The 20,625-nt window shown below is 59.6% G+C and carries 20 protein-coding genes; 11 read left to right on the forward strand and 9 right to left on the reverse strand.

What is annotated here, in order from left to right:
* Window positions 1–138 precede the first annotated feature (138 nt).
* Entirely contained in the window at window positions 139–375 is a 237-nt protein-coding gene (gene rpsU / locus LQ231_RS17385; protein WP_113142183.1) for a 30S ribosomal protein S21, read from the forward strand.
* A gap of 134 nt (window positions 376–509) precedes the next feature.
* Window positions 510–1,373, forward strand: coding sequence for a tetratricopeptide repeat protein (locus tag LQ231_RS17390; RefSeq protein ID WP_113142184.1), 864 nt, complete (start codon window positions 510–512; stop codon window positions 1,371–1,373).
* 196 nt (window positions 1,374–1,569) lie between these two features.
* Here LQ231_RS17390 and LQ231_RS17395 read toward each other — a convergent pair whose 3' ends face one another.
* The 3 genes from LQ231_RS17395 to LQ231_RS17405 all read right to left on the reverse strand — a co-directional run bounded on the left by LQ231_RS17395 (window position 1,570) and on the right by LQ231_RS17405 (window position 5,178).
* On the reverse strand, window positions 1,570–1,794 hold the full coding sequence (locus tag LQ231_RS17395) for an aa3-type cytochrome c oxidase subunit IV (RefSeq protein ID WP_230172495.1): 225 nt from the start codon (window positions 1,792–1,794) through the stop codon (window positions 1,570–1,572).
* A gap of 139 nt (window positions 1,795–1,933) precedes the next feature.
* Entirely contained in the window at window positions 1,934–2,653 is a 720-nt protein-coding gene (locus LQ231_RS17400; RefSeq protein WP_230172497.1) for a hypothetical protein, read from the reverse strand.
* Window positions 2,654–2,871: 218 nt separating this feature from the next.
* Window positions 2,872–5,178 carry an EAL domain-containing protein gene (locus LQ231_RS17405; RefSeq protein WP_230172499.1) on the reverse strand — a complete coding sequence of 769 codons (2,307 nt, stop codon included), beginning with the start codon at window positions 5,176–5,178 and terminating at the stop codon, window positions 2,872–2,874.
* 411 nt (window positions 5,179–5,589) lie between these two features.
* Between LQ231_RS17405 and LQ231_RS17410 the strand changes: the two genes are divergently transcribed.
* Window positions 5,590–6,141, forward strand: a complete 552-nt coding sequence (locus tag LQ231_RS17410; RefSeq protein WP_230172501.1) for a TRAP transporter small permease subunit — start codon at window positions 5,590–5,592, stop codon at window positions 6,139–6,141.
* Between the two features lies 1 nt (window position 6,142).
* Window positions 6,143–7,969 (forward strand): TRAP transporter large permease subunit, encoded by a 1,827-nt coding sequence (locus tag LQ231_RS17415; RefSeq protein ID WP_230172503.1) that lies wholly within the window; start codon window positions 6,143–6,145, stop codon window positions 7,967–7,969.
* Window positions 7,970–8,125: 156 nt separating this feature from the next.
* Here LQ231_RS17415 and LQ231_RS17420 read toward each other — a convergent pair whose 3' ends face one another.
* The gene (locus tag LQ231_RS17420) at window positions 8,126–9,232 is read right to left on the reverse strand and encodes a TRAP transporter substrate-binding protein (RefSeq protein ID WP_113142190.1); all 1,107 of its coding nucleotides are present in this window, start codon (window positions 9,230–9,232) and stop codon (window positions 8,126–8,128) included.
* Between the two features lie 307 nt (window positions 9,233–9,539).
* On the opposite strand from LQ231_RS17420, the gene LQ231_RS17425 reads away from it, so the two are divergent.
* Complete coding sequence (locus LQ231_RS17425; protein WP_230172505.1) at window positions 9,540–10,292, forward strand: gamma-glutamyl-gamma-aminobutyrate hydrolase family protein; 753 nt, start codon at window positions 9,540–9,542, stop codon at window positions 10,290–10,292.
* Between the two features lie 6 nt (window positions 10,293–10,298).
* Here the strand turns inward: LQ231_RS17425 and LQ231_RS17430 are convergent, their stop codons facing one another.
* The 4 genes from LQ231_RS17430 to LQ231_RS17445 form a co-directional block, all read right to left on the reverse strand.
* Window positions 10,299–10,766: a hypothetical protein gene (locus tag LQ231_RS17430; protein ID WP_230172508.1), complete on the reverse strand. Its 468-nt coding sequence runs from the start codon at window positions 10,764–10,766 to the stop codon at window positions 10,299–10,301.
* Window positions 10,767–10,889: 123 nt separating this feature from the next.
* Complete coding sequence (locus tag LQ231_RS17435) at window positions 10,890–11,852, reverse strand: 2-hydroxyacid dehydrogenase (protein WP_230172511.1); 963 nt, start codon at window positions 11,850–11,852, stop codon at window positions 10,890–10,892.
* Window positions 11,853–11,871: 19 nt separating this feature from the next.
* A complete protein-coding gene (locus LQ231_RS17440) occupies window positions 11,872–12,888 on the reverse strand; it encodes a LacI family DNA-binding transcriptional regulator (protein ID WP_113142193.1) in 1,017 nt (338 codons plus the stop codon).
* 78 nt (window positions 12,889–12,966) lie between these two features.
* Window positions 12,967–13,524: a MarR family transcriptional regulator gene (locus LQ231_RS17445; RefSeq protein WP_230172512.1), complete on the reverse strand. Its 558-nt coding sequence runs from the start codon at window positions 13,522–13,524 to the stop codon at window positions 12,967–12,969.
* A 106-nt stretch (window positions 13,525–13,630) separates the two neighbouring features.
* On the opposite strand from LQ231_RS17445, the gene LQ231_RS17450 reads away from it, so the two are divergent.
* The 6 genes from LQ231_RS17450 to LQ231_RS17475 all read left to right on the forward strand — a co-directional run bounded on the left by LQ231_RS17450 (window position 13,631) and on the right by LQ231_RS17475 (window position 19,573).
* Window positions 13,631–14,431, forward strand: a complete 801-nt coding sequence (locus tag LQ231_RS17450) for a creatininase family protein (protein ID WP_230172514.1) — start codon at window positions 13,631–13,633, stop codon at window positions 14,429–14,431.
* Between the two features lie 54 nt (window positions 14,432–14,485).
* Window positions 14,486–14,764, forward strand: coding sequence for a type II toxin-antitoxin system prevent-host-death family antitoxin (locus tag LQ231_RS17455; RefSeq protein WP_230172515.1), 279 nt, complete (start codon window positions 14,486–14,488; stop codon window positions 14,762–14,764).
* Window positions 14,761–15,150: a type II toxin-antitoxin system VapC family toxin gene (locus LQ231_RS17460; protein WP_230172516.1), complete on the forward strand. Its 390-nt coding sequence runs from the start codon at window positions 14,761–14,763 to the stop codon at window positions 15,148–15,150. Before LQ231_RS17455 ends, LQ231_RS17460 begins: the two co-directional genes overlap by 4 nt.
* Before the next feature lie 178 nt (window positions 15,151–15,328).
* Window positions 15,329–16,447 (forward strand): GTP-binding protein, encoded by a 1,119-nt coding sequence (locus LQ231_RS17465; protein WP_230172517.1) that lies wholly within the window; start codon window positions 15,329–15,331, stop codon window positions 16,445–16,447.
* Complete coding sequence (locus tag LQ231_RS17470; RefSeq protein ID WP_230172518.1) at window positions 16,447–17,433, forward strand: WD40 repeat domain-containing protein; 987 nt, start codon at window positions 16,447–16,449, stop codon at window positions 17,431–17,433. Before LQ231_RS17465 ends, LQ231_RS17470 begins: the two co-directional genes overlap by 1 nt.
* 304 nt (window positions 17,434–17,737) lie before the next feature.
* On the forward strand, window positions 17,738–19,573 hold the full coding sequence (locus LQ231_RS17475) for a HAMP domain-containing methyl-accepting chemotaxis protein (protein WP_230172519.1): 1,836 nt from the start codon (window positions 17,738–17,740) through the stop codon (window positions 19,571–19,573).
* A gap of 107 nt (window positions 19,574–19,680) precedes the next feature.
* Here the strand turns inward: LQ231_RS17475 and LQ231_RS17480 are convergent, their stop codons facing one another.
* Window positions 19,681–20,319 carry an outer membrane protein gene (locus tag LQ231_RS17480; RefSeq protein WP_113142200.1) on the reverse strand — a complete coding sequence of 213 codons (639 nt, stop codon included), beginning with the start codon at window positions 20,317–20,319 and terminating at the stop codon, window positions 19,681–19,683.
* Window positions 20,320–20,625: the final 306 nt, after the last annotated feature.

The raw sequence follows: 20,625 nt of genomic DNA on the forward strand, positions 1-20,625 counted from the left end.
TGGACTTCTGTGAAGCGATCTGTTAATTGCCCTCGCTAATCGCCGGGCTCAAAGGCCCGCGCAACGCATTGCTTTTTCCGTTGATGGATCGTTCGTCTTCGGAATGACAACTCAAAGAACCAAAGGAACGGGATAGACGTGCAGGTACTTGTCCGCGACAACAACGTTGATCAGGCGCTCCGCGCTCTCAAGAAGAAAATGCAGCGCGAAGGCATCTTCCGTGAAATGAAGATGCGCGACTTCTACGAGAAGCCATCGCAGAAGCGTGCTCGCGAGAAGGCTGAAGCTGTTCGTCGCGTTCGCAAGCTGGCCCGCAAGCGCATGCAGCGCGAAGGCCTGATTGCTGCTCCGGCTCGCCCGGCGGCTGCTCGCTAATCGGCCCCGATTTAGACGTTTTCCTGTGAAATGAGGGCGGGGGCGAACAATCGCCGCCGCTCTTTTGATATGTAACTCAACTTAACGCTGCCCGTCAGGTTCGCCTGCGCCCAGCGGCTGGACGACTAGCAATCATGACCGAAACGACCGTCTTTTCGACCGCCCTCACCGCCGACCGTAAGAGACGCTATGTTTCAGCCGCAGCCGTGATTGCACTTTTGTCTCTCGCCGGTTGTGCAACGACCAACGAATCGACCGACGTCATCACCCTTGACCGCGCCCAGGGGTCCGAGGAAAACATCGCGTCGCTGTCCAGCGTCATCCAGTCCAATCCGCGCGATCCGGAAGGCTACAACGTTCGTGGCTCGGCCTACGGGCGCTCCGGCGATTTCAAGCGCGCCATCGACGATTTCAATGTCGCACTTCAGCTCAACCCGAGCTTCTATCAGGCCTATGCCAACCGCGCCCTCGTCTATCGCAACATGGGCAAGCCGGTCGAAGCCGCAGCCGACTACAACGCGGCGCTGAAGATCAATCCGAACTACGATGTCGCCTATATCGGTCGCGGCAATATCTACCGTCAGGCCGGCCGCGTCGACGAGGCCTTTGGCGATTTCAACCGCGCCATCCAGCTCGACACGACCGATGGCCGTGCCTATCACAATCGCGGCCTGATCTTCCAGCTCCGTGGCGACCACGCCAAGGCGATCGAGGACTTCTCGAAGGCCATCTCACTCTCGCCGCGCGCGCCTGAGCCTTACAACGGCCGGGGCGTTTCCTATGTCGCGCTCAACAATGACGAGAATGCCTTCGCCGACTTCAATCTGGCGATCGAACTGAACAACAAGCTGGCCGAGAGCTGGGCGAACCAGGCACTGGTTTACGAGCGTCGCGGCGAAAAAGCCCGCGCGGCAAAATCCTATTCGCATGCATTGCAGCTCGATCCGAAATACGATCCCGCCAAACAGGGGCTTGCGCGCACACGCACCACAAGCTGATTCGGTCAGCGATCGCACACCGAGACAAAAAGCGGCGAGCCCCCTCGCCGCTTTTTGTTTGAGTGAAAACATCCAGGACGCCTTGAACAGCCCGTAACCGGGCGCATAAAAAAACCGCTGATCCGGCCTCCATCGAGCCACGACCAGCGGTCTTTCAGAAAACATCTCGATCGGCGGAGGAGACCGCCAAGCGACCTTAGCGCATCATCACGACGCCGGCGCCGCTCAAAGCGACCCAAGCGAGAAAGCCACCGATCAGGCCGGCGCTGGTAAAGAACCCGATGCCCATGGCAATCATCAGCGCAACCAGGATGATCGTGCCGAACTTTGTTCCGGCGATGAACATGTCATAGGTCTTCTCGTGTTCCGCGTAGTTCATCGGAGCGCCGGTTTCGACCGGACCGGAATGATGTTCGCTCATGCTCTGTCTCCCATCTAAAGGCTTGAATGGCCGACCCGGTCACATGCTTCGACAAGCACGGGCACGATTCCAGCCAAATCTGTCTTTCCTCGAATACACAATGGTTTCGCCGAGTGCAATCTGCCCACCGTCGCCTTGATTAATAATCAAGACCGGCAACAGCGCCGCTGATCTTGCCGGTGGCGACCAGACGCGCGGACGGCAGGATCGTCAGGGGCGCCAGCGGCTCCAGATGGGTTCCGCGGTCGAACATCAACCGGCGCTCGTGCACGCCCGAATCGAAGAACGGATATCGTTTGAGCAGCTTGGCGCCGGTCGTATGCGTGTTCGTCGCCATCAACGTCAGTTCCAGCCCGTAGATCTCGGTCATGCGTCGCTCGACCACGGTCTGCGCGTAGAAGACCCGCTTATAGAATGCCGCATGCGATGGCCGGACATGCTGCAGAACCAGATTGGCTTTGAAGAATGCCGCAGCAACGATACTCGGGCGCAGCGTCAGGTAAGGCAGCACAGGCAGTTCGGCTGCGACATGGGGGTCGACGGCAAACCGGGCCGGGTCGATCAGCGTCAGGCCTCCTTCGAGATAAGCCTCCATGATCTCCGGGAAGACCCCCGCCGATTGCGACAACGTGTGCTGTGGCGTGACATGGTGCAGCCGGATCGTGCTGACGAGTTCCTCGAAGTAGTACACGCCGAACACATAGGCATGCTGATCGAAATCGGCATCGTCGATCATGCTGGGTGCGGCAACCGGCAAGACATTGGCAGCCTTGTACGCCTTGTAGCGCAGCTGCTCGATCGCCTCCATGTCCTCGCTGCTTTCAATTCGCCGATATTCGATGTGATCAAGATACCGCATAAGCCTCTCGGGGAAGCCTTCCAACTCCATGGCGTCAATCCAATCATGGTTAACAATTGGTTGATCGCTAACATGGAGAAAATTGTTCCGCTCCCCCTAGAATTAATAGATTATTAAAATTCAATCAGTTAAGCTTAATGCTTTCATATGCAACCATTTTGCGCCATGCCGTGCAAACCATACTTACCGCTGACCTGCGAAATGTAGATACGTCTAATTCAGGCCACGTCGGCTTTGCTTTTCCCTGCCTTGGCCTGCGCCTGCCGGACGCGCTGCGGTACCGCCTGGGAGAAAATCGGCATCGAATAGACATAGCCCTGGATCAGGTCTGCGCAATGATACTTGGCCAGCAGGGCCAGTTGCTCGGCCGTCTCCACGCCTTCAACGACGATCTTCAGGTCAAGCCCGCGCGCCAGACTGACAATGCCCCGCAGCAGCTTCAGGCGCCGCGCGTTCTCACCGATATCACGCACGAATGACCGATCGATCTTGACGATGTCGATCGGCAGCGTGTCGAGATAGCTGAGGCTGGAAAATCCAGTCCCGAAATCGTCGATCGAGATCGTGATCCCCATCGCCCTGAGCGTATCCAGCACCGCACGGGCAGCGGACAGTTCTTCGATCAGGCTGCTTTCGGTCACTTCGAGATGCAACCGGCCAGCCGGCAGGCCGGTGTCCGCAAGGATCGCCCTCACCACGTCGACCAGCCCCTCCCCGCGCAGATCGTGCACCGACAGATTGACGGACACGGCAATGGTCTCCGGCCAGGTCAGGCAATCGCGACAGGCCATGCGCAGCACCTGCCGGGTAATCTCGGCAACCATCCCCATTTCTTCTGCCACCTGGATGAAGATGTTGGGAGCGATTGGCCCCTTGTCCGGATGCGTCCAGCGCGCCAGCGCCTCGCAGCATTTCACGTCGCGGCCGTCTGGCGTATACATCGGCTGGTACATGACCGTGATGCCATTGTCGGCAATTGCCGCCCGCAGATCGGCCTTCAGCCGCTGGCTCTCATTGTAGCGCGCATCCATTTCCTCGACGAACAGGGTAAAGCTGCCCTTGGCACGGGACTTCGCTTCGAACAGCGCGATATCAACCTTCACCGGCCAATCTTCCATCAGCAGGCCGTCGCTCGGCAACACGGCACCACCGGCCGAAAACGCAACCGGAAGCCTCAGGCCCTCGATATCGTAGTATCCGGCAGCCTGCGCATGCAGGGACCGCATCTGCGGCTCGAGATCGTCTTGATCGTCGGCATTGGGAAAAAACAGCACGAACTGGTCGCCGACCAGGTGCCCGACCACCGCCACACCGTCTGCCAGCAGGGTCAGACGCTCGCCGATCGCAACCAGCAGCCGGTCGCCGTTCAGGTGACCCTTGAAGTCGTTCACATGCTTGAAGTCATCGACGTCGACAATCATGAAACCGACCTGCGTGCCATGATCGCCGGTCCACTCCAGCCGCTCGCGCACAAGATCGCCGAAATAGCCGCGTTGCGGCAGACCGGTCAGCCCGTCATAACGCGCCATATGCAGGATCTTGCGGTCCGCACTGATGCGCGCGGTGACATCCTCGAAAATCAGAACAACCCCGCCCTCGTCCCGTTTGCTGGCGGAAAATTCGAGGACGAGAGCATCGGAGAAATGCATCACCGCCCGGCTCGTCGCTCCCTGGACCAGCTGCGCCAACTGCTTCTGCAGCAGGTGAGGCATCGCGCCATCGACAAAGGTATGCCGCACGCCATAACGCAGCGCCACATCCAGATCGCATCCCTGCAGTCGGCTGCGCTCGCCAAGATGCAGCAGGTCGCAGGCCTTGCGATTGATCACCTCGATCCGATTGTCGGGATCGAGCATCAGCAACCCATGCGTCATGTTGCTTAGCGCCGTATCGAAGCGGTCGGCAATCTTTGCCATTTCACGCGACGCAATGACATTGTCATAGAGGAATTCCCGCACGCCATTGGCCATCGCCCGCGTGGTCAGGCCGAAGGGAATAAGCATCAGCGCCAGCAGCGCCTTGAACATGTCGTGCGCGAGAAGGCTGCCGATGACCATCGGCACGCAGCAGGCCAGCGTCTGCAGGTCGACAGCAAGCCTCGAACCGTAATTGCGCCCCACGACGGAGACCATCGACGCCATCGTGACCGCGATGCAGGCCAGCTCGGCAAACGTTTCCTCAAAAGCAAGCAGCGCATACCCGCTGCCGATGCCGAGAATGGCCGCAGTCGAGGCGGCACCGAGCACATAACGCCGCTCCCAGCGCGCGATCTCCGCGCGGCTCAGTTTGGACTTGTCGAGTTTGTCGAACTGGAAAAACCAATAGAGCCGGTTGGCGAACACGAATGCGAAGCAGCAGGCCAGGAAAATATAGAATGGCGCCTGGGTCTGCACATACACCGCGACGAACGTCACAATGTGCACGACCATTCCGGTAAACAAAGTCGCTCGGTTGTCGAACAGGGAACTGACAAAAGACAGATAGACATCTGTCGGCACGGTCTGCCTCATGTCCGCCTTTGTCATCTGCCCTCCAGGCAAGCTAGACGTCGAATGTCAGTAGACAAGCACGATCTCTTTCATTTGTCTCACAGGGCGCGTGAACAGGGATGATGCACTATGGTCTGGAAATACAACATTAAAGCGACGCGACGCCAAGAGCAGACCCTGACCTGCTTGGAAGCGGCAGACAAATGGCTATCGCACAACCTGTTAAAGTCAGGGAACCGGAAATGTTAAAATTGTTCCCTTGCCCCGCCGATCATTGATCCCTGCACGGCCATCGCGATGAACCCGGGCTCTGCCGGACGCACATCCACAAGCCCCCTCCAAAGACCTAGGACTTTAGTACGCGTTCCCCTGCAATGCCGGGGGTCCCGGTTGCGTGCCCCTGACGCATGTTCTATGCACGAAGGTAAGTCTAGGGAGAGATTTGCAATGACATTCTTGTTGGCCATCACCCGGCTGATCGACGCGATCAACAGGGCCATCGGGCGCTCGGTTTCATGGCTGCTGCTGGCTGCGGTCCTGATCAGCGCCGGCAATGCCGTCGTCCGCAAGCTGTTTGACGTTTCGTCAAACGCCTGGCTGGAACTGCAGTGGTATCTGTACGGTACCGTCTTCATGCTCGGTGCCGCCTATGCGCTTCTGGAAAACGAACATATTCGCATCGATGTTCTCTCCAGTTCCTGGAGCCAGAGGACGCGCGACTGGATCGATCTGATCCTGCATACCATCTTCCTTGTGCCGTTTGCTTTCCTGATGGCCTGGCTTGCCTGGCCATGGTTCTGGAATTCCTTCTGGTCGGGCGAAATGTCCTCAAGCGCCGGTGGCCTGATCATCTGGCCTGCCAAGGCCGCCGTCCTTGTCGGCTTCATCCTGCTGACCGCCCAGGCAGTCTCCGAGATCATCAAGCGGGCTGCGATCCTCAGCGGCCACCTCAAGGCAAAGCCCAACGCCATGGATGTCAATCAGGAGCTGGAGCAGTAACATGATCGACCTGATTGCCCACAACCTTGCACCGATCATGTTCACCAGCGTCATGGCGCTGTTGCTGCTCGGCTATCCTGTCGCCTTCACGCTGGCAGCCGGCGGACTGATCTACTTTGCCATCGGCGTCGAACTGTCGGTCTTCTCCTCCGAAATCCGCCTGTTCTGGCCACTGCTGCAATCCCACCCCGAACGCATCTATGGGGTCATGTACAACGACACGCTGCTGTCGATCCCGTTCTTCACGCTGATGGGTATTATCCTTGAGCGATCCCGCATGGCCGAGGATCTGCTCGATACGATCGGCCAGCTCTTCGGTCCGGTCCGCGGCGGTCTTGCCTATGCGGTCATCCTCGTCGGCGCGCTGCTGGGTGCCACAACCGGCGTGGTTGCGGCCTCGGTCATGGCCATGGGCCTGATCTCTCTGCCTATCATGCTGCGCTACAAATACAACGGTCCCCTGGTATCGGGAACGATCGCCGCGTCGGGAACGCTGGCACAGATCGTGCCGCCGTCGCTCGTCCTGATCGTCATGGCCGACCAGCTTGGCCGTTCCGTCGGTGACATGTATGTCGGCGCACTCTATCCGGCCCTGATGATCATCGCCGCCTACTGCACCTATATCTTCGTCGTCACGCTGATCAAACCCGAATGGGCCCCGGCACTTCCCAAGGAAGCCCGCACGCTTGGTGATGGCGTCACCTCGCTTTTTGTCATGATCGCCGTCGGCGCCGGCCTCTATTTCCTCGGCCATGAAGTGCTGTTTACCGGCATCGCCAGCCCCGAATGGCAGCTGGTCGCGGCATTGAGCTTCAGCGTCATCGCCGTCTATGTCTTCGCGCTGGTCAACAAGGCCTTCAGCCTGAACATCATTTCCCGCCTGGCGCAGGAAGTGGTGATCGTGATGATCCCGCCGCTCGCCCTGATCTTCCTGGTTCTCGGCACCATCTTTCTCGGCATCGCCACGCCGACCGAAGGCGGCGCAATGGGCGCGACAGGCGCGCTGATCATCGCAACGGCCAAGCGCCGCATGTCGATCGCCATCCTGAAGAATGCCCTGGACGCCACCACGCGACTCTCGGCCTTTGTCATGATGATCCTGATCGGCGCCCGCGTGTTCGGCCTGACCTTCTACGGCATCAACGGCAATGTCTGGATCGAAGACCTGATGCTGGCACTGCCCGGCGGCGAATATGGCTTCCTGATCGCCGTCACGATCATCATCTTCATCCTCGGCTGCTTCCTCGATTTCTTCGAAATCGCCTTCATCATGGTTCCGCTGCTGGCACCGGTCGCCCAGAGCCATGGTATCGACCTTGTCTGGTTCGGCATCATTCTCGGCATCAACCTGCAGACATCCTTCCTGACGCCGCCGTTCGGTTTCTCGCTGTTCTACCTGCGCTCTGTCGCGCCTGAAGGTCGATGGAAGGACAAGGTCACGGGGCAGATGCGCGACGGGATCAAGACGCTGGATATCTACAAGGGCGTCGTGCCCTATATCATCATTCAGTTTCTGATGATTCTGATCGTCATCGCCTTCCCCGGACTGGTCATGCACTACAAGGGAGATCAGGCAGTGCCGAATGGTGAGACGATCCAAATCCAGATCCCGAATTCCGGATTGGACAATGGTGGCTCGACACAGCCGAACTTTGGCCTTCCGCCGCTCGGAAGCGACGGTGGCGCAACGCCGCAGCCGAATTTCGGCCTGCCGCCGCTCGGCGACAACGGCCTGCCGGGGCAGGCTCCGACGCCCGCGCCGGCCGGTGCGGCACCGGTCGTTCCGGCCCCCGCGATCGATCTCAGTCAGCCGCCGGTCATCCAGTAGTAACGGCCAGTAGTCAGTATGCCTGCGCAGACAAAAAACCCCGGTCGTCAGACCGGGGTTTTTCATTGCCGCAACAGCAAGCCGTTGCTCAAATAGAAAAGGCCCCGGACGAATGCCGGGACCTCACGATGTTGCGATCCTGTCGTCTGGCAGCGTTCAGAGCTTGCCGTTGCGCTGCTGGATCATCATGAACGTGTCGAACGTGTATTCCGACAGCTGCATCCACAGATAACCCTCGCGCTTGAAGGCAACCTGGTCCTCGTAGACCTTCTTGAAGTCGGGATTGGTCGCCGAGATCTCGGCATAGACTTCCTGTGCCGCATTGAAGCAGGCTTCCAGAATTTCCTGGCTGAACGGACGCAGCACCGTGCCTGCATTCACCAGTTCCTTGATCGCGATCGGATTTTTCGCGTCATACTTTGCCATCATGTTGGTATTGGCAAACGAGCAGGCATCCTGCAGCACGGTCTGATAGCGCTTCGGCAGGGCGTTCCACTTGTCGAGATTGACGAATGCGTGGATGACCGGACCACCTTCCCAGAAGGCCGGATAGTAGTAGTATTTCGCCACCTTGTAGAAGCCGAGCTTCTGGTCGTCATACGGACCGACCCATTCAGCCGCATCGATCGTGCCCTTTTCAAGCGCCGGATAGATGTCGCCGCCGGCGATCTGCTGCGGCACGACGCCGAGCTTTTCCACCACCTTGCCGGCCAGACCGGCAATGCGCATCTTGATGCCCTTGAGGTCGTCAACCGTGTTGATTTCCTTGCGGAACCAACCACCCATCTGCGCACCGGTATTGCCGGCGATCATGCCATAGAGATTGTGCTTGGCGTAGAATTCGTTGAGCAGCGTATTGCCATTGCCGTTGTAGAACCAGGAATTGGTCAGGCGGGCATTGAGGCCGAAGGGAATGGCGGTACCAATCGCAAAGGTCGGGTCCTTACCGACATAATAGTATGAGCAGGTATGGCACATTTCGACGGTGCCGGCCGTCACGGCATCGGCCGCCTGCAGACCCGGAACAATTTCACCGGCCGCATAGGTCTGGATGGTGAAATTGCCGTCGGTGGCAGCCGCCACACGCGCCGCGATATCCTCCGCGCCGCCATAAATGGTGTCGAGTGCCTTCGGGAACGAAGACGTCAGACGCCAGGTGATCTTTTCATTTTCCTGCGCGATGGCCGGTGCGGCAAGAACGGTCGAAGCGGCAGCACCTGCACTGGCAAGGCCTGCCTTCTTGATAAATGAACGACGATCCACGTAATTCCTCCATAGTGGTTGCTCCACCGGCTTAGCGTTTTCTACGCTCCCCTCCCGGCAGCAGACGCGAAGCTAACCATGTTGACCAAACCGTTTCAAGTCGAACCGCTGTAGTCTTTCGAACAATTGCCAAGCACATTTGAATATGCGGGTAACATGCCGGTTTTATTCGCCTATTCCATGAGCAAACAACCGAATCCACCTTCGCGATGATGGTATTCGCCCTCATTTTAGGCAAATCGACCAACTTGACTTCCCCCAGACACAAAGCGCATGAATTCGCGCCGAAGTTTGCCGGAGAGTTCGAATGCCGAAGCCGATCATTGCCATTCCCGCCGATATTCGCCAGTTCGATGGCGCGAACTGGCATGCCGCACAGAATCAGTATGTCAGCGCCGCATTGAAGGTCGCCGATGTCATGTCCTTCATCCTTCCGGCCTTCGAAGAGGGCAATGATACCGATGCCATCCTTGATCGCGTCGATGGCGTGATCGTTTCGGGATCTGCCACCAATGTGCACCCCTCGCTCTACGGCGCCGTGGCAACCGAAGCCGATGGCCCCTTCGACCCGGCCCGCGATGCAACAACGCTGCCTTTGATCCGGCGCGCGATCGACCGCGGCATACCCCTGCTGGCGATCTGCCGCGGCATCCAGGAACTGAATGTGGCCATGGGCGGCACGCTCGCTTCCGAGATCCAGGAGCAGCCGGGCATGTGGGACCACCGCAAGCCGCAGCATACGGACCGCGACGTCATGTACAGCATTCGCCAGGACGTGATCATCGCCGAAGGCTCATGCATTGCGCGCTATCTCGGCGCCGGCCCGGTTCCGGTCAATTCCCTGCATCGCCAGGCCATCTCGAAGACCGCGCCACGCCTGCAGGTCGAAGCGCTGGCCGAGGACGGCACGATCGAAGCCGTATCGGTGATCGACGCCAAGGGATTTGCCATCGGCGTGCAATGGCATCCGGAATATTGGGCCGAAACCGACAAGCCGTCGCGGGCCCTGTTCGAGGCCTTCGGCGATGCCGTCAGGGCCTATGTCGCGGCGCGCGGCTGAGCGCTGTTACGGCAGCATCAAAAGCGCGATATCGACCCCCGACGGATCGGCCACCTCATAGGAAAAGTTCTTGCTGCGCACCAGCGTCAGCACCAGGGCGCCGTTGCCATTGCTCAGCGTAACGGATCCGTCATCGTTCTGCGTCCAGTTTTCGACCCTTGCCAGGCCCGGCCAAACGCTGTCGCAATCGGGCGGCGCGAAAAAGCCGCGGCTGCGACTGGTCAAGGTTGCACCGCGCTCGACCAGACAGACCGTCTTGCTGTCAAAATTGGAGATGGAAAAAACCGCCGGCGGGGACGCATGCATGTTGCTCGCCGACATGATCTGGGGCCGCAAGGGGATCGTTCCGGCAATGATCGGGTCGGCACGTTCCAGATCGACGGCTCGGCCATCCGCCCGCCACAGCGCTAAGGCCCCCGCCGTCAGGCCGGCGAAGCAAAGACTTGTCGTCAGCACCAGGGCATATGCCTTCATCGGAGCCTTCCAGGCCGGAGCCGCATGTTTCATTCAAAAACATGCGCCCCGAAGCTTGCGGAAGGCTGGATGAAATGTGCCCTGCCAATGACCTGCGAGTGACCTGTTTCGGTGGCTCGCGGATCAGGCCTTGAACGGCGTCTCGGGCACAGGCGTCAGCGGCCGTCCCGTATCGAACCAGGCGATCAGGTTGTCGACCACGAGATCCGCCATCGCGTTGCGCGTCGGAATGGACGCCGAGGCGACATGCGGCAACAGCGAGATGTTTTCGAGGTCGAGGAACTCTGCCGGAACCTTCGGCTCCTCGGCAAAGACGTCAAGGCCGGCAGCCGCGATCGTTCCCTCTTTGAGCGCTTGGATCAAGGCCGGCTCGTCCACGGTCGTTCCACGCCCGACATTGATCAGAACGCCATTCGGCCCCAGCGCCTTCAGCACATCGGCATTGATTGCGCCGATGGTTTCGGGCGTCTTCGGAACGATCGAGATCAGGGTATCGACAGCCGAAGCCAGACTAAGAAGCGTATCGTGATAGCCATAGGAAACGTCGTCGCGTGGCCGGCGTGTATGGTAGCTGATCGTCACCTTGAACGGTTCGAGCCGGGCAGCGATCTCGAGCCCGATGCGCCCAAGCCCATGAATGCCGACATGACGCCCTTTCAGCGACAGCGGCGACAGGGGAAACGATCCTTCCTGCACCCAGCGACCGGCGCGCAGATAGTTTTCCGCCGCGGGCAACCGCCGAACCGTATTGAGCAGAAGCGCAATCGCCGTATCGGCGACTTCATCGTTCAGCACGTCGGGCGTATGGGTGACAACGATGCCGCGAGCCGCCGCGGCCTGCACGTCCACACCGTCATAGCCGACGCCGAAACTCGCGATCATCTTGAGATTGGGCAGAATGTCGATCAGGCTGGCCGGAAACTGACCCGATACCGCTGCACCGACAACCTTCGCGGCCTGCGTCTGCGTCAGGCCGGGCTGGTCCGCACTGGCTATCTCCAGAAGTTCAAAACGGTCGGCAAGGCGTGCGCGGGCACGCGGATGAATACGCCCCGGGATGAGGACAGTGATGCGCTCAGCGCTCATGGTGATCTCCTTGGCTCGATCAGCGGCGGATAGGGGCGGTCGATTGACGGATCCGCATTTCCGGCTTGATCAGATGGATGCCGTCCGGCTCATGGCTGCCGGCCAGCTTGTCGAGCAGCGCGCGCGCCGCAAGGCGCCCGACTTCGGCCTGGCCGTTCCAGACAGTGGTCAGCGACGGCGTGGCGATCGAGGCTTCCTCGAGATCGTCATAGCCGGTCACGGAAATATCCTGCCCGGGAATGAGGCCGGCGCGGGCAATGCCGTTCATCAGGCCGATGGCGACCAGATCGTTCCAGCACACAGCCGCCGTCGGCTTTTGCGGCAGCGACAGGAAATGCACCGCTGCTTCGAAACCGCCCTGCTTGGTGCGCGGACCGGGAATGCGCAGACTGGTATCCACCTCGATCCCGGCCTTGCGCAATGCATTGACATAGCCCTGGTAACGGTCGCGGCCGGTCGAGGTCTGGTCCGTGCCGCCGATCATCGCAATGTGCCGATGGCCGAGCCCGATCAGGTGGTTGGTCGCCAGCGAGATCCCATAAGTATCGTCGCCGCGATAGATCGGCACATCGACGCCTTCCATGGAGCGCGCCACGAAGATCGCCGGCATGCCGTTGTTTTCGGCAAGCTGCACATCCTCCGGTGGAGTGCCGATGGCCGGCGACATGATCACGCCGTCGCCGCCAAGCTGCAGCAGGGTTTCGATGAACATGCGCTGCTTGTCGACGGAATCGTAATGGTTCGACAGAATGAAGGTATGGCGGCTGCGGTCGAGTTCGGTCTCGATCGCCTTCAGGATTTCGCCGTAGAACGGGTTCATGATGTCATGCACCACGACGCCGATGATCCCGGACCGAGACGTGCGCAGGCTGGCGGCGCGACGATTGTAGATATAGCCGAGGGTTCGGGCCTGTTCCTTGATCTTCTCGCGTGTGTCGACAGCCACAAGCGGACTGTCACGCAAAGCAAGGGAAATGGTCGCCGTCGATAGCCCAAGGCTCTCGGCAATCGTTGAAAGCTTCACCTTTTGAGCCACGTATCCTCCCTCGAAGCAAACCAGAAGCGCCGCTTTCGCGGACTTAAACAGTTTAATTAAACAATTGAAATCGTCTTTTCAATCTTCATCTTCACTGGGCCCCGCACCAGGCTCCATGCTCGGCCGCAAAACGCCGGCCTTTTCGGACAAATTGGCCTCGACCGAGATCAATAGCTTGATCAGCGATTTTATCTCCTTGCCGGACAGACCAAGCGTTGCCTGTCGTTCGCAATCGGCGGCCGCAAGAGCGATGCGCTCGACGCTGCTGCGCCCCTCTTCCGTCAGATAGACCTTGGTCAGGCGCGCGTCGCGTTCGTCCGCCTGGCGGGTGACGAAGCCCTGCGCCTCCATGCGCCCGATGGTCCGGGTCATTGTCGGTGCCTTGACGCCCAGCTTCTGCGCCAGCATGCCCGGCGTCAGCCCGTCTTCCTGGGCAAGAAGTTGCACGACGCCGTCCTGGCCGGCGTAAAGGCCGCTATCGGCAAGACCGTGCGACAGTCGCGTGCGCATGGCGCGCGCAACCTGGGTAACGGAAGCTGCGAGCAGACCGGGCTGGGAAAAGTCTCTCTTCTTCGAACCCTTCTTCTTCTCGCTCTTCTCACCGCGATCCTTGTCGCCTTTGTCCTTTTTCGCCATTAGTCTCCCTCGCACCACTCGACGCACGCACGATTGGTGCCCCTCGATGGGTGCCCGGTGCGACCTGCGCGCGAAAGTCATAACGAAGATCAGGAAGGGATGCCAGATGGCGAGGCCAAAGCCGTTGTTCAGGGATAACGATCCGCATACGGCGCCGACCGAGCGCGCCGACTGGATCGCGGTCCTGCCGCTCGGCGCGACCGAACAGCACGGCCCGCACCTGCCCTTCGAGACCGACACGATCATCGCCCAAGGCATTGTCGACCGGCTGATCGCCGTCCTGCCTGCAGACCTTCCCGCCACGGTCCTGCCGGTCGAGCCGGTCGGATATTCCATCGAGCACATGGATGTCGAAGGCACGAAGACGCTTGCTTTCGAGGAAGCTGTCAACCGATGGCTGACCATCGCCGCAGATCTGCGTGAGGCGGGCATTCGTAAACTCATGCTTTTGAATGCGCATGGCGGCAATTCACCGCTTCTGACCATCGTTGCCACCGAGGCACGCATGCGTTTCGATATGCTCGCCGTCGCGACCAGCTGGACCCGCTTCGGCATCCCGCAAGACGTCATCGCGCCCGAAGCCAAGGCGATCGACATCCATGGCGGCGACATCGAGACCTCGGTCATGCTGGCCCTGCGCCCGGGCCTCGTCGACATGGCGAAAGCGGCAAATTTCCCCTCCCGCCAGTCCGACTTTGCCACACGCTTCAAGCACCTGCGCGCCTATGGCCCGCATGCCTTCGGCTGGAAAATGTCCGATCTCAATCCGCAAGGCGTCGCCGGCAATGCCAGTGCGGCAACCGCCGAAAAGGGCGAGGAACTGCTGTCTCATGCCGTGAATGGGTTAGTCGAATTGCTGCAGGATATGCACGCATTCGATGTAGGCGATTTCAAGCCAAACTTGTAAACCAGCCATTCCGCGCGCATAGTCTCGGTAGGCCGATGTCATGGGAGAAACCCTATGCGCATATCCATCGAGAAAGCAGCCGGGCGCTTCGAGGAATTGATCGAAAGGGCAGAGCGCGGGGAAAGTGTCGTCCTGACGCGCAACGACCAGCCGACCGCGGTTTTGCAGGCATTGGATGCAAGCGCAGTCACGACGGCGAACGAGCTTACTTGGGACGAGCGGCGCGCCTTATTCGAGAAAATCCGCGCCAATGCGGCAAAGCATCCGGACGATGGTGTCTCTGCCGCGCGAAGCCAGGACTTCCTCTATGATGAAGACGGCCTTCCCGGATGATCGTCGTCGACACCTCGGCCTTGATAGCAATCATCAAGAACGAACCCTCGGCGGCAGACTGCCAGACGATATTGCTCAACTCGCATCTTTCGAGAATCTCAGCCGCCACAGTGACCGAGGCACGCATCGTTTGCCTTCGCCAGAATAGGCAAGCCGACCTCGAAGGTTTGTTCATAGCGGCAAATCTGAACGTGATCGACCTGACGCCCTCCCGCGCTGAACACGCTGCAAGCGCCTATGCCCGTTGGGGTAAGGGTTTCCACCCGGCTGGCCTGAATTTCGGCGATTGCTTTTCCTATGCGCTGGCCGCTGAGCTGGACTGCGCGCTTCTCTTCATCGGCAACGACTTTGCCCGCACCGACATCCGCTCCGCTCTTGCCGGCTAAGATCCCTGGACCGATGCACAGGCCCGATGCACAGGCCCTGAGCGGATCTTTCTCCCATTGTTGTGTCCACCGGCAAAACTGGCAACAAAGCCTTTGAACTGATGCGCGCCAACCCCTATATGACGGTAACACCATAACATGCCGCAGCCTGCGGCTGCCCACTCTGTTCGAGGTTTTCATGACCGAAGCTCTTGCGAAGCCGACTCCCGTCACCGTGCTCACCGGTTATCTCGGTGCCGGCAAGACCACGCTCCTCAATCGAATCCTGTCGGAAAACCACGGCAAGAAATACGCAGTCATCGTCAACGAGTTTGGCGAGATCGGCATCGACAACGATCTGATCGTCGAGTCCGACGAAGAAATCTACGAAATGAACAATGGCTGCGTCTGCTGCACTGTGCGTGGCGACCTGATCCGCGTCGTCGAAGGCCTGATGCGCCGTCCCGGCCGCTTCGATGGCATCATCGTCGAAACCACCGGTCTCGCCGATCCGGTCCCGGTCGCCCAGACCTTCTTCATGGATGACGACGTGCGCGCCAAGACCGAGCTCGACGCCGTTGTTGCGCTGGTCGATGCCAAGCACCTGCCGCTGCGCCTGAAGGACAGCCGCGAGGCCGAAGACCAGATCGCCTTTGCCGATGTCGTCGTCATCAACAAGGCAGACCTTGTCAGCCACGAAGAACTGCACCAGATCGAGCATATCGTCCGCGCCATCAACCCCTCGGCCCGGATCTATACGACCACCCGCTCGGGCGTCGATCTCTCCAAGGTTCTCGATCAGGGTGCCTTCAATCTCGACCGCGCCCTGGAAAACGATCCACATTTCCTCGACCATGATGCGCCGGACCATGTCTGCGGTCCCGACTGCGGCCATGATCACGGCCACCATCACGACCATGACCACGGGCATGACCATGGGCATGACCATGGGCATCATCACGATCACGACCATCATGATCATGGACACCACGACCACGCCCCTTCGGCGATCCATGACGTCACCGTCGTGTCCGTCTCGCTGCGCGGCGGCGAAATGAACCCGGACCGTTTCTTCCCCTGGATCCAGAAGGTCACCCAGACGCAAGGCCCGAACATCCTGCGCCTCAAGGGCATCATCGCCTTCAAGGGAGATGAGGAGCGCTACGTCGTTCAGGGCGTACACATGATCATCGAAGGCGACCACCAGCGTCCGTGGAAAGAAAACGAGAAGCGCGAAAGCCGTCTCGTCTTCATCGGCCGCGATCTCGACCGCGAAAAGCTCGAAGCCAGCTTCAAGGCATGCGAGGCCACTGCCTGATGCCGACTGTTGCGCCTCTCGACATTGATGATCATGTCCTGAAAGTCCATTTCCTCGGAGACATCCCCGTCTTTGCCACCGCAACCGGCACCATTCACCGTCTTGACGGCGGTGAAAAGGTGACTGAAGCCCATCAAGGCCTGCTTGCCTGCGTCAAGGATCACACGAACCAGACGCTGATTACGGGCGGCGAAGACGGGCGCGTCCTGCGCATCGGCCATGACGGCAGCGTCACCGAACTGGCCCACGTACCGCGCAAATGGATCTCCGTGGTTGCCGCCGGGCCGCAAGGCGCTGTCGCCTATGCGCATGGCAAGTCGAGTTTCGTCCGGCTCGCGGATGGCACCACCAGGGAATTCGCCGAGGAGCGCACCGTCGAAGGGCTCGATTTCGCCCCAAAGGGTCTGCGCATCGCCGCCGCCCGTTACAACGGCGTTACCCTGCACTGGGTTGGGACCACTGGGGCAGCCATAGATCTGGACTGGAAGGGTGCGCATACCGGCGTCACCTTCTCCCCCGATGGCCGCTTTGTCGTCACCACCATGCAGGAATCGGCTTTGCACGGCTGGAAGCTGGACGGCAAGGCATCCGATGCCCGTCACATGCGCATGACCGGCTACCCGGCCAAGGTGAAATCCCTGTCGTGGTCGATCAAGGGCAAGTGGCTGGCCTCGTCAGGTGCACCTGCTGCGATCGTCTGGCCGTTTTCCGGCAAGGACGGCCCGATGGGCAAGGCACCGCTCGAGCTCGGCACCCGTTCCAACATCATGGTCACGGAAGTCTCCTTCCATCCGGTGGAAGAAGTTCTCGCCATCGGTTTTATCGACGGCATGATCCTCGCCGTGCGCATCGCCGACGGCAAGGAAGCCCTGCTCCGCCGTCCCGGCAAGGGTGCGATCACCTCGATGAGTTGGAGCACCACAGGCAAGCTTCTCGCCTTTGCGTCGGAAACGGGGGATTGCGGCGTCGTCGATATCGCCGGATAATTGAATTCGAACATACTGATATATATTGGAAATTTCGGGCGGAGCATCGGTTTTGCCGGTCCGCCCGAAAAAAGTGCGAAATCTCGCATGTTTCTCTTTAGGATCCGGTTACCTTAACTGTGCGGTAGTAATTTCACCCCATTTGTGGGGTGCGAGCGAGAGATCATAAGCCGCGCCTCGCACACAGGGATTGTTGTCCCCCCTTATTTTGACCCAGTCTATAGAAACCCAGCCGGGTGAAGGGCGAAGCCATGTTGCGCTTCCCGCCCCCTGCCCAGGCGTGCCTTGTGAACGGAAAGCTCGCATGCGCCTAAACCTATCCTTCATCGTCACAGCGGCGGGTCTGTCGCTTGCGGCCGGTATCATTGCCGTCGCAGCGATCGGTGCCCAGACCATTCAAACCCTGAAGATCAATGGACCGATCTATCGACAAATTGTCGATGGCAAGGACCTGATCGCCGACATTCTGCCCCCGCCGCTCTACCTGATCGAGAGCTACGCGCTGGCCAACGAGACCGTGCTTCATCCCGATACGGCAGCCGTCAACATTCCCCGCTTCCAGTTGCTGCATCAGCAGTATGAAGACCGGCGTGAATACTGGAAGACCTCGACGCTGACCGAAGACCTGAGCCGGCAGCTGTACAACGAAGTCCTCGCCCGCGGCGACGTGTTCTGGCAGACCTTGGAAGACCGCTATGTCCCGGCTCTCCGAGCCGCAGACCCCGCCATCGTGAATGCGGTCTTGCTGCAACTGAAGAACGAGTTCCACAGCCATGAAGTCGCGGTCAACGACCTAGTGACCATGGCAAATACCTATCTGCAGGGACGCGAACAATATGCCGCGTTCGAATCGGCATTCCGCGAACGTCTGGCGCTCGGTCTCGGCCTTCTGCTGATCACGATGGCACTTGGCTCCGTGTTTTTCATCCGACGCCGCGCGCTCAACCCGCTGGCACAGATCACCGAATACATGACGCGCATGGCCGAAGGTGACCTCGCCCGCGCAGTGCCTTACGCGTCCCGCCGGGATGAAATCGGCCACATAGCGGCATCGGTCGAAATCTTCCGCCAGTCAGGCCTTGAAAACCGGCGCCTCCAGGCCGAAGCCGAGACGGCCCGCGCCGAAGTTGACCGGGAGCGGGCCGCCCGGGACCAGAACCGCATTTTCGAAGCCGAGGCGCTGCGTTTTGTCATCGAAGCGCTGGGAGCAGGCCTGCACCGTCTGGCGGACTGCAATATCCGCATGAGCCTCGAAGAACCGTTCGATGCTAGGTTCGAGCCGCTGCGAACCGACTTCAACAAGTCGATCGCCACATTCCAGCAGACCCTCGAACAGGTTCTGGATGAAACCGGCCGCTTGCTGGAAAACGGCACAGAGATGCGCGACGCATCAAGCAATCTTGCCAAGCGCACCGAGCAGCAGGCATCCGCCCTTGAACAGACGTCTGCCGCACTGGAAGAGGTCACCGCCACGGTGCGTTCTTCCGCCGATCGCACGCATGACACCCGCGAACTGGTCAAGGATGCCAAGACATGCGCGCTTGCCTCAGGCGAAGTCGTGCGCAATGCGGTCATGGCGATGGAACGCATCGAAACCGCGTCTACCGAAATCGGCAAGATCATCGGCGTCATCGATGAGATCGCATTCCAGACCAATCTTCTGGCCCTGAATGCCGGCGTGGAAGCCGCGCGTGCCGGCGAAGCCGGAAAGGGGTTTGCCGTCGTTGCCCAGGAAGTCCGCGAACTGGCCCAGCGGTCGGCCAATGCCGCACGCGACATCAAGGGACTGATCCAGAAATCCAGTGTCGAGGTTTCATCCGGCGTGACTCTTGTCGGCGAAACAGGCACCGCCCTCACCCGGATCGGTGACTTCGTCAGCCGCATCGATTCCAACGTCGATGCGATCGCGACTGCGGCCCGCGAACAGGCCGTCGGCTTGCAGGAAATCAGCACCGCAATCAACAGCATCGACCAGATGACGCAACAGAACGCGGCCATGGTCGAGGAAACAACCGCCATCAGCCACACATTGACAGAAGGCGCCGAGCAGTTGACCAGCCTGGTCAGTCGCTTCCAGCTCGATCGCTTGTCCACCGGCCGCACGCGCGGCGCGCGTTATCGCTCCGGCATCGCCGCCTGATCGCCCGCTTGGTCGCCGCTTGATCGCCAGTGATATGCGGCTTCAAACAAATCCGCCCGCCCCTGGATAAAGGGGCGGGCGGAATATCAAGACCATGACGGCAGTGATTAGAACTTTACAGCCAGGCCGACATTGACCACGTGCTGGTCGAAGTCGGTGTCAACGCCGAGAACTTCCTTGTCGCTGAAATCGTTGTAACGATATTCCAGACGGGTGAAGACGCGATCGGTCAGGGCATAGTCAACACCGGCGCCGACGGTCCAGCCGTGCAGCGTGGTGCTTTCGTCGATGCCGGCACCTTCAACCTTGAAGTTGGTCGCCGTGTAACCGCCAGCCGTGTAAAGCAGGACGCGGTCCATGGCATAACCGAGACGGGCGCGAACCGAGCCGTTCAGGCCGGTACCGACTTCGCCGACGCCGTAGTCATTGTGGTTCCAGTCGTAGTTGACGTCGCCTTCAAGACCGACGATGGCGTTCGAGCCGAAACCCCAGTTGTAACCGACGAAGCCGCCGATGCGTGCGCCGTCGAAATCGTCATTGGCAGCCGTGGTGCCGTCGAAGAAGTCACCATCGCCCCAACCGTAACCGGTGAGGATACCGGCATAGCCACCCGACCAGGAGAACTGCGGAGCGGTCTCCACGGCTACGGGCGGTTCAGCCGGTGCTTCATATACGGCATCCGCCGCGAAAACAGAGCTCGAAATGGCGATTGCCGCAACGGAACCGATGAGAATGCTTTTGATCATGTGTTTCACTCCTAGTGTGATGCAGATGCCAATATAACGCTTGTCTCAGCTTTTTGGTGTGTTGATTATACAACATAATCAGGCTTTCAAAAGCATTCGATTTGTTCCCGCATCATCAAAATTTATTTCCCTGTAAAACCAATGATATAAAAGTGTTCCCTAAAATTTGGCGACGCGCAATAGCGGAAAAAAATGTCAAATCACGCTCGCTTTCGCTGAATATCCAAGGTTTTCTGCCACAAAGATGCCGCAAATGGACAAGGCAGCCACGATCGCCGTGGCTGCCTTGCAGGCGTGAAATCCGTG

The organism is Rhizobium sp. CECT 9324 (genome assembly GCF_918741265.1).
Taxonomy (GTDB): Bacteria; Pseudomonadota; Alphaproteobacteria; order Rhizobiales; family Rhizobiaceae; genus Allorhizobium.

What these genes read in the sequence shown, in the direction of transcription:
- LQ231_RS17390 (WP_113142184.1), top strand. Translation starts at nt 510, where the DNA reads ATGACCGAAACGACCGTCTTTTCGACCGCCCTCACCGCCGACCGTAAG.
- LQ231_RS17395 (WP_230172495.1), bottom strand. Translation starts at nt 1,794, where the DNA reads ATGAGCGAACATCATTCCGGTCCGGTCGAAACCGGCGCTCCGATGAAC.
- LQ231_RS17400 (WP_230172497.1), bottom strand. Translation starts at nt 2,653, where the DNA reads ATGCGGTATCTTGATCACATCGAATATCGGCGAATTGAAAGCAGCGAG.
- LQ231_RS17405 (WP_230172499.1), bottom strand. Translation starts at nt 5,178, where the DNA reads ATGACAAAGGCGGACATGAGGCAGACCGTGCCGACAGATGTCTATCTG.
- LQ231_RS17410 (WP_230172501.1), top strand. Translation starts at nt 5,590, where the DNA reads ATGACATTCTTGTTGGCCATCACCCGGCTGATCGACGCGATCAACAGG.
- LQ231_RS17415 (WP_230172503.1), top strand. Translation starts at nt 6,143, where the DNA reads ATGATCGACCTGATTGCCCACAACCTTGCACCGATCATGTTCACCAGC.
- LQ231_RS17425 (WP_230172505.1), top strand. Translation starts at nt 9,540, where the DNA reads ATGCCGAAGCCGATCATTGCCATTCCCGCCGATATTCGCCAGTTCGAT.
- LQ231_RS17430 (WP_230172508.1), bottom strand. Translation starts at nt 10,766, where the DNA reads ATGAAGGCATATGCCCTGGTGCTGACGACAAGTCTTTGCTTCGCCGGC.
- LQ231_RS17435 (WP_230172511.1), bottom strand. Translation starts at nt 11,852, where the DNA reads ATGAGCGCTGAGCGCATCACTGTCCTCATCCCGGGGCGTATTCATCCG.
- LQ231_RS17445 (WP_230172512.1), bottom strand. Translation starts at nt 13,524, where the DNA reads ATGGCGAAAAAGGACAAAGGCGACAAGGATCGCGGTGAGAAGAGCGAG.
- LQ231_RS17450 (WP_230172514.1), top strand. Translation starts at nt 13,631, where the DNA reads ATGGCGAGGCCAAAGCCGTTGTTCAGGGATAACGATCCGCATACGGCG.
- LQ231_RS17455 (WP_230172515.1), top strand. Translation starts at nt 14,486, where the DNA reads ATGCGCATATCCATCGAGAAAGCAGCCGGGCGCTTCGAGGAATTGATC.
- LQ231_RS17460 (WP_230172516.1), top strand. Translation starts at nt 14,761, where the DNA reads ATGATCGTCGTCGACACCTCGGCCTTGATAGCAATCATCAAGAACGAA.
- LQ231_RS17465 (WP_230172517.1), top strand. Translation starts at nt 15,329, where the DNA reads ATGACCGAAGCTCTTGCGAAGCCGACTCCCGTCACCGTGCTCACCGGT.
- LQ231_RS17470 (WP_230172518.1), top strand. Translation starts at nt 16,447, where the DNA reads ATGCCGACTGTTGCGCCTCTCGACATTGATGATCATGTCCTGAAAGTC.
- LQ231_RS17475 (WP_230172519.1), top strand. Translation starts at nt 17,738, where the DNA reads ATGCGCCTAAACCTATCCTTCATCGTCACAGCGGCGGGTCTGTCGCTT.
- LQ231_RS17480 (WP_113142200.1), bottom strand. Translation starts at nt 20,319, where the DNA reads ATGATCAAAAGCATTCTCATCGGTTCCGTTGCGGCAATCGCCATTTCG.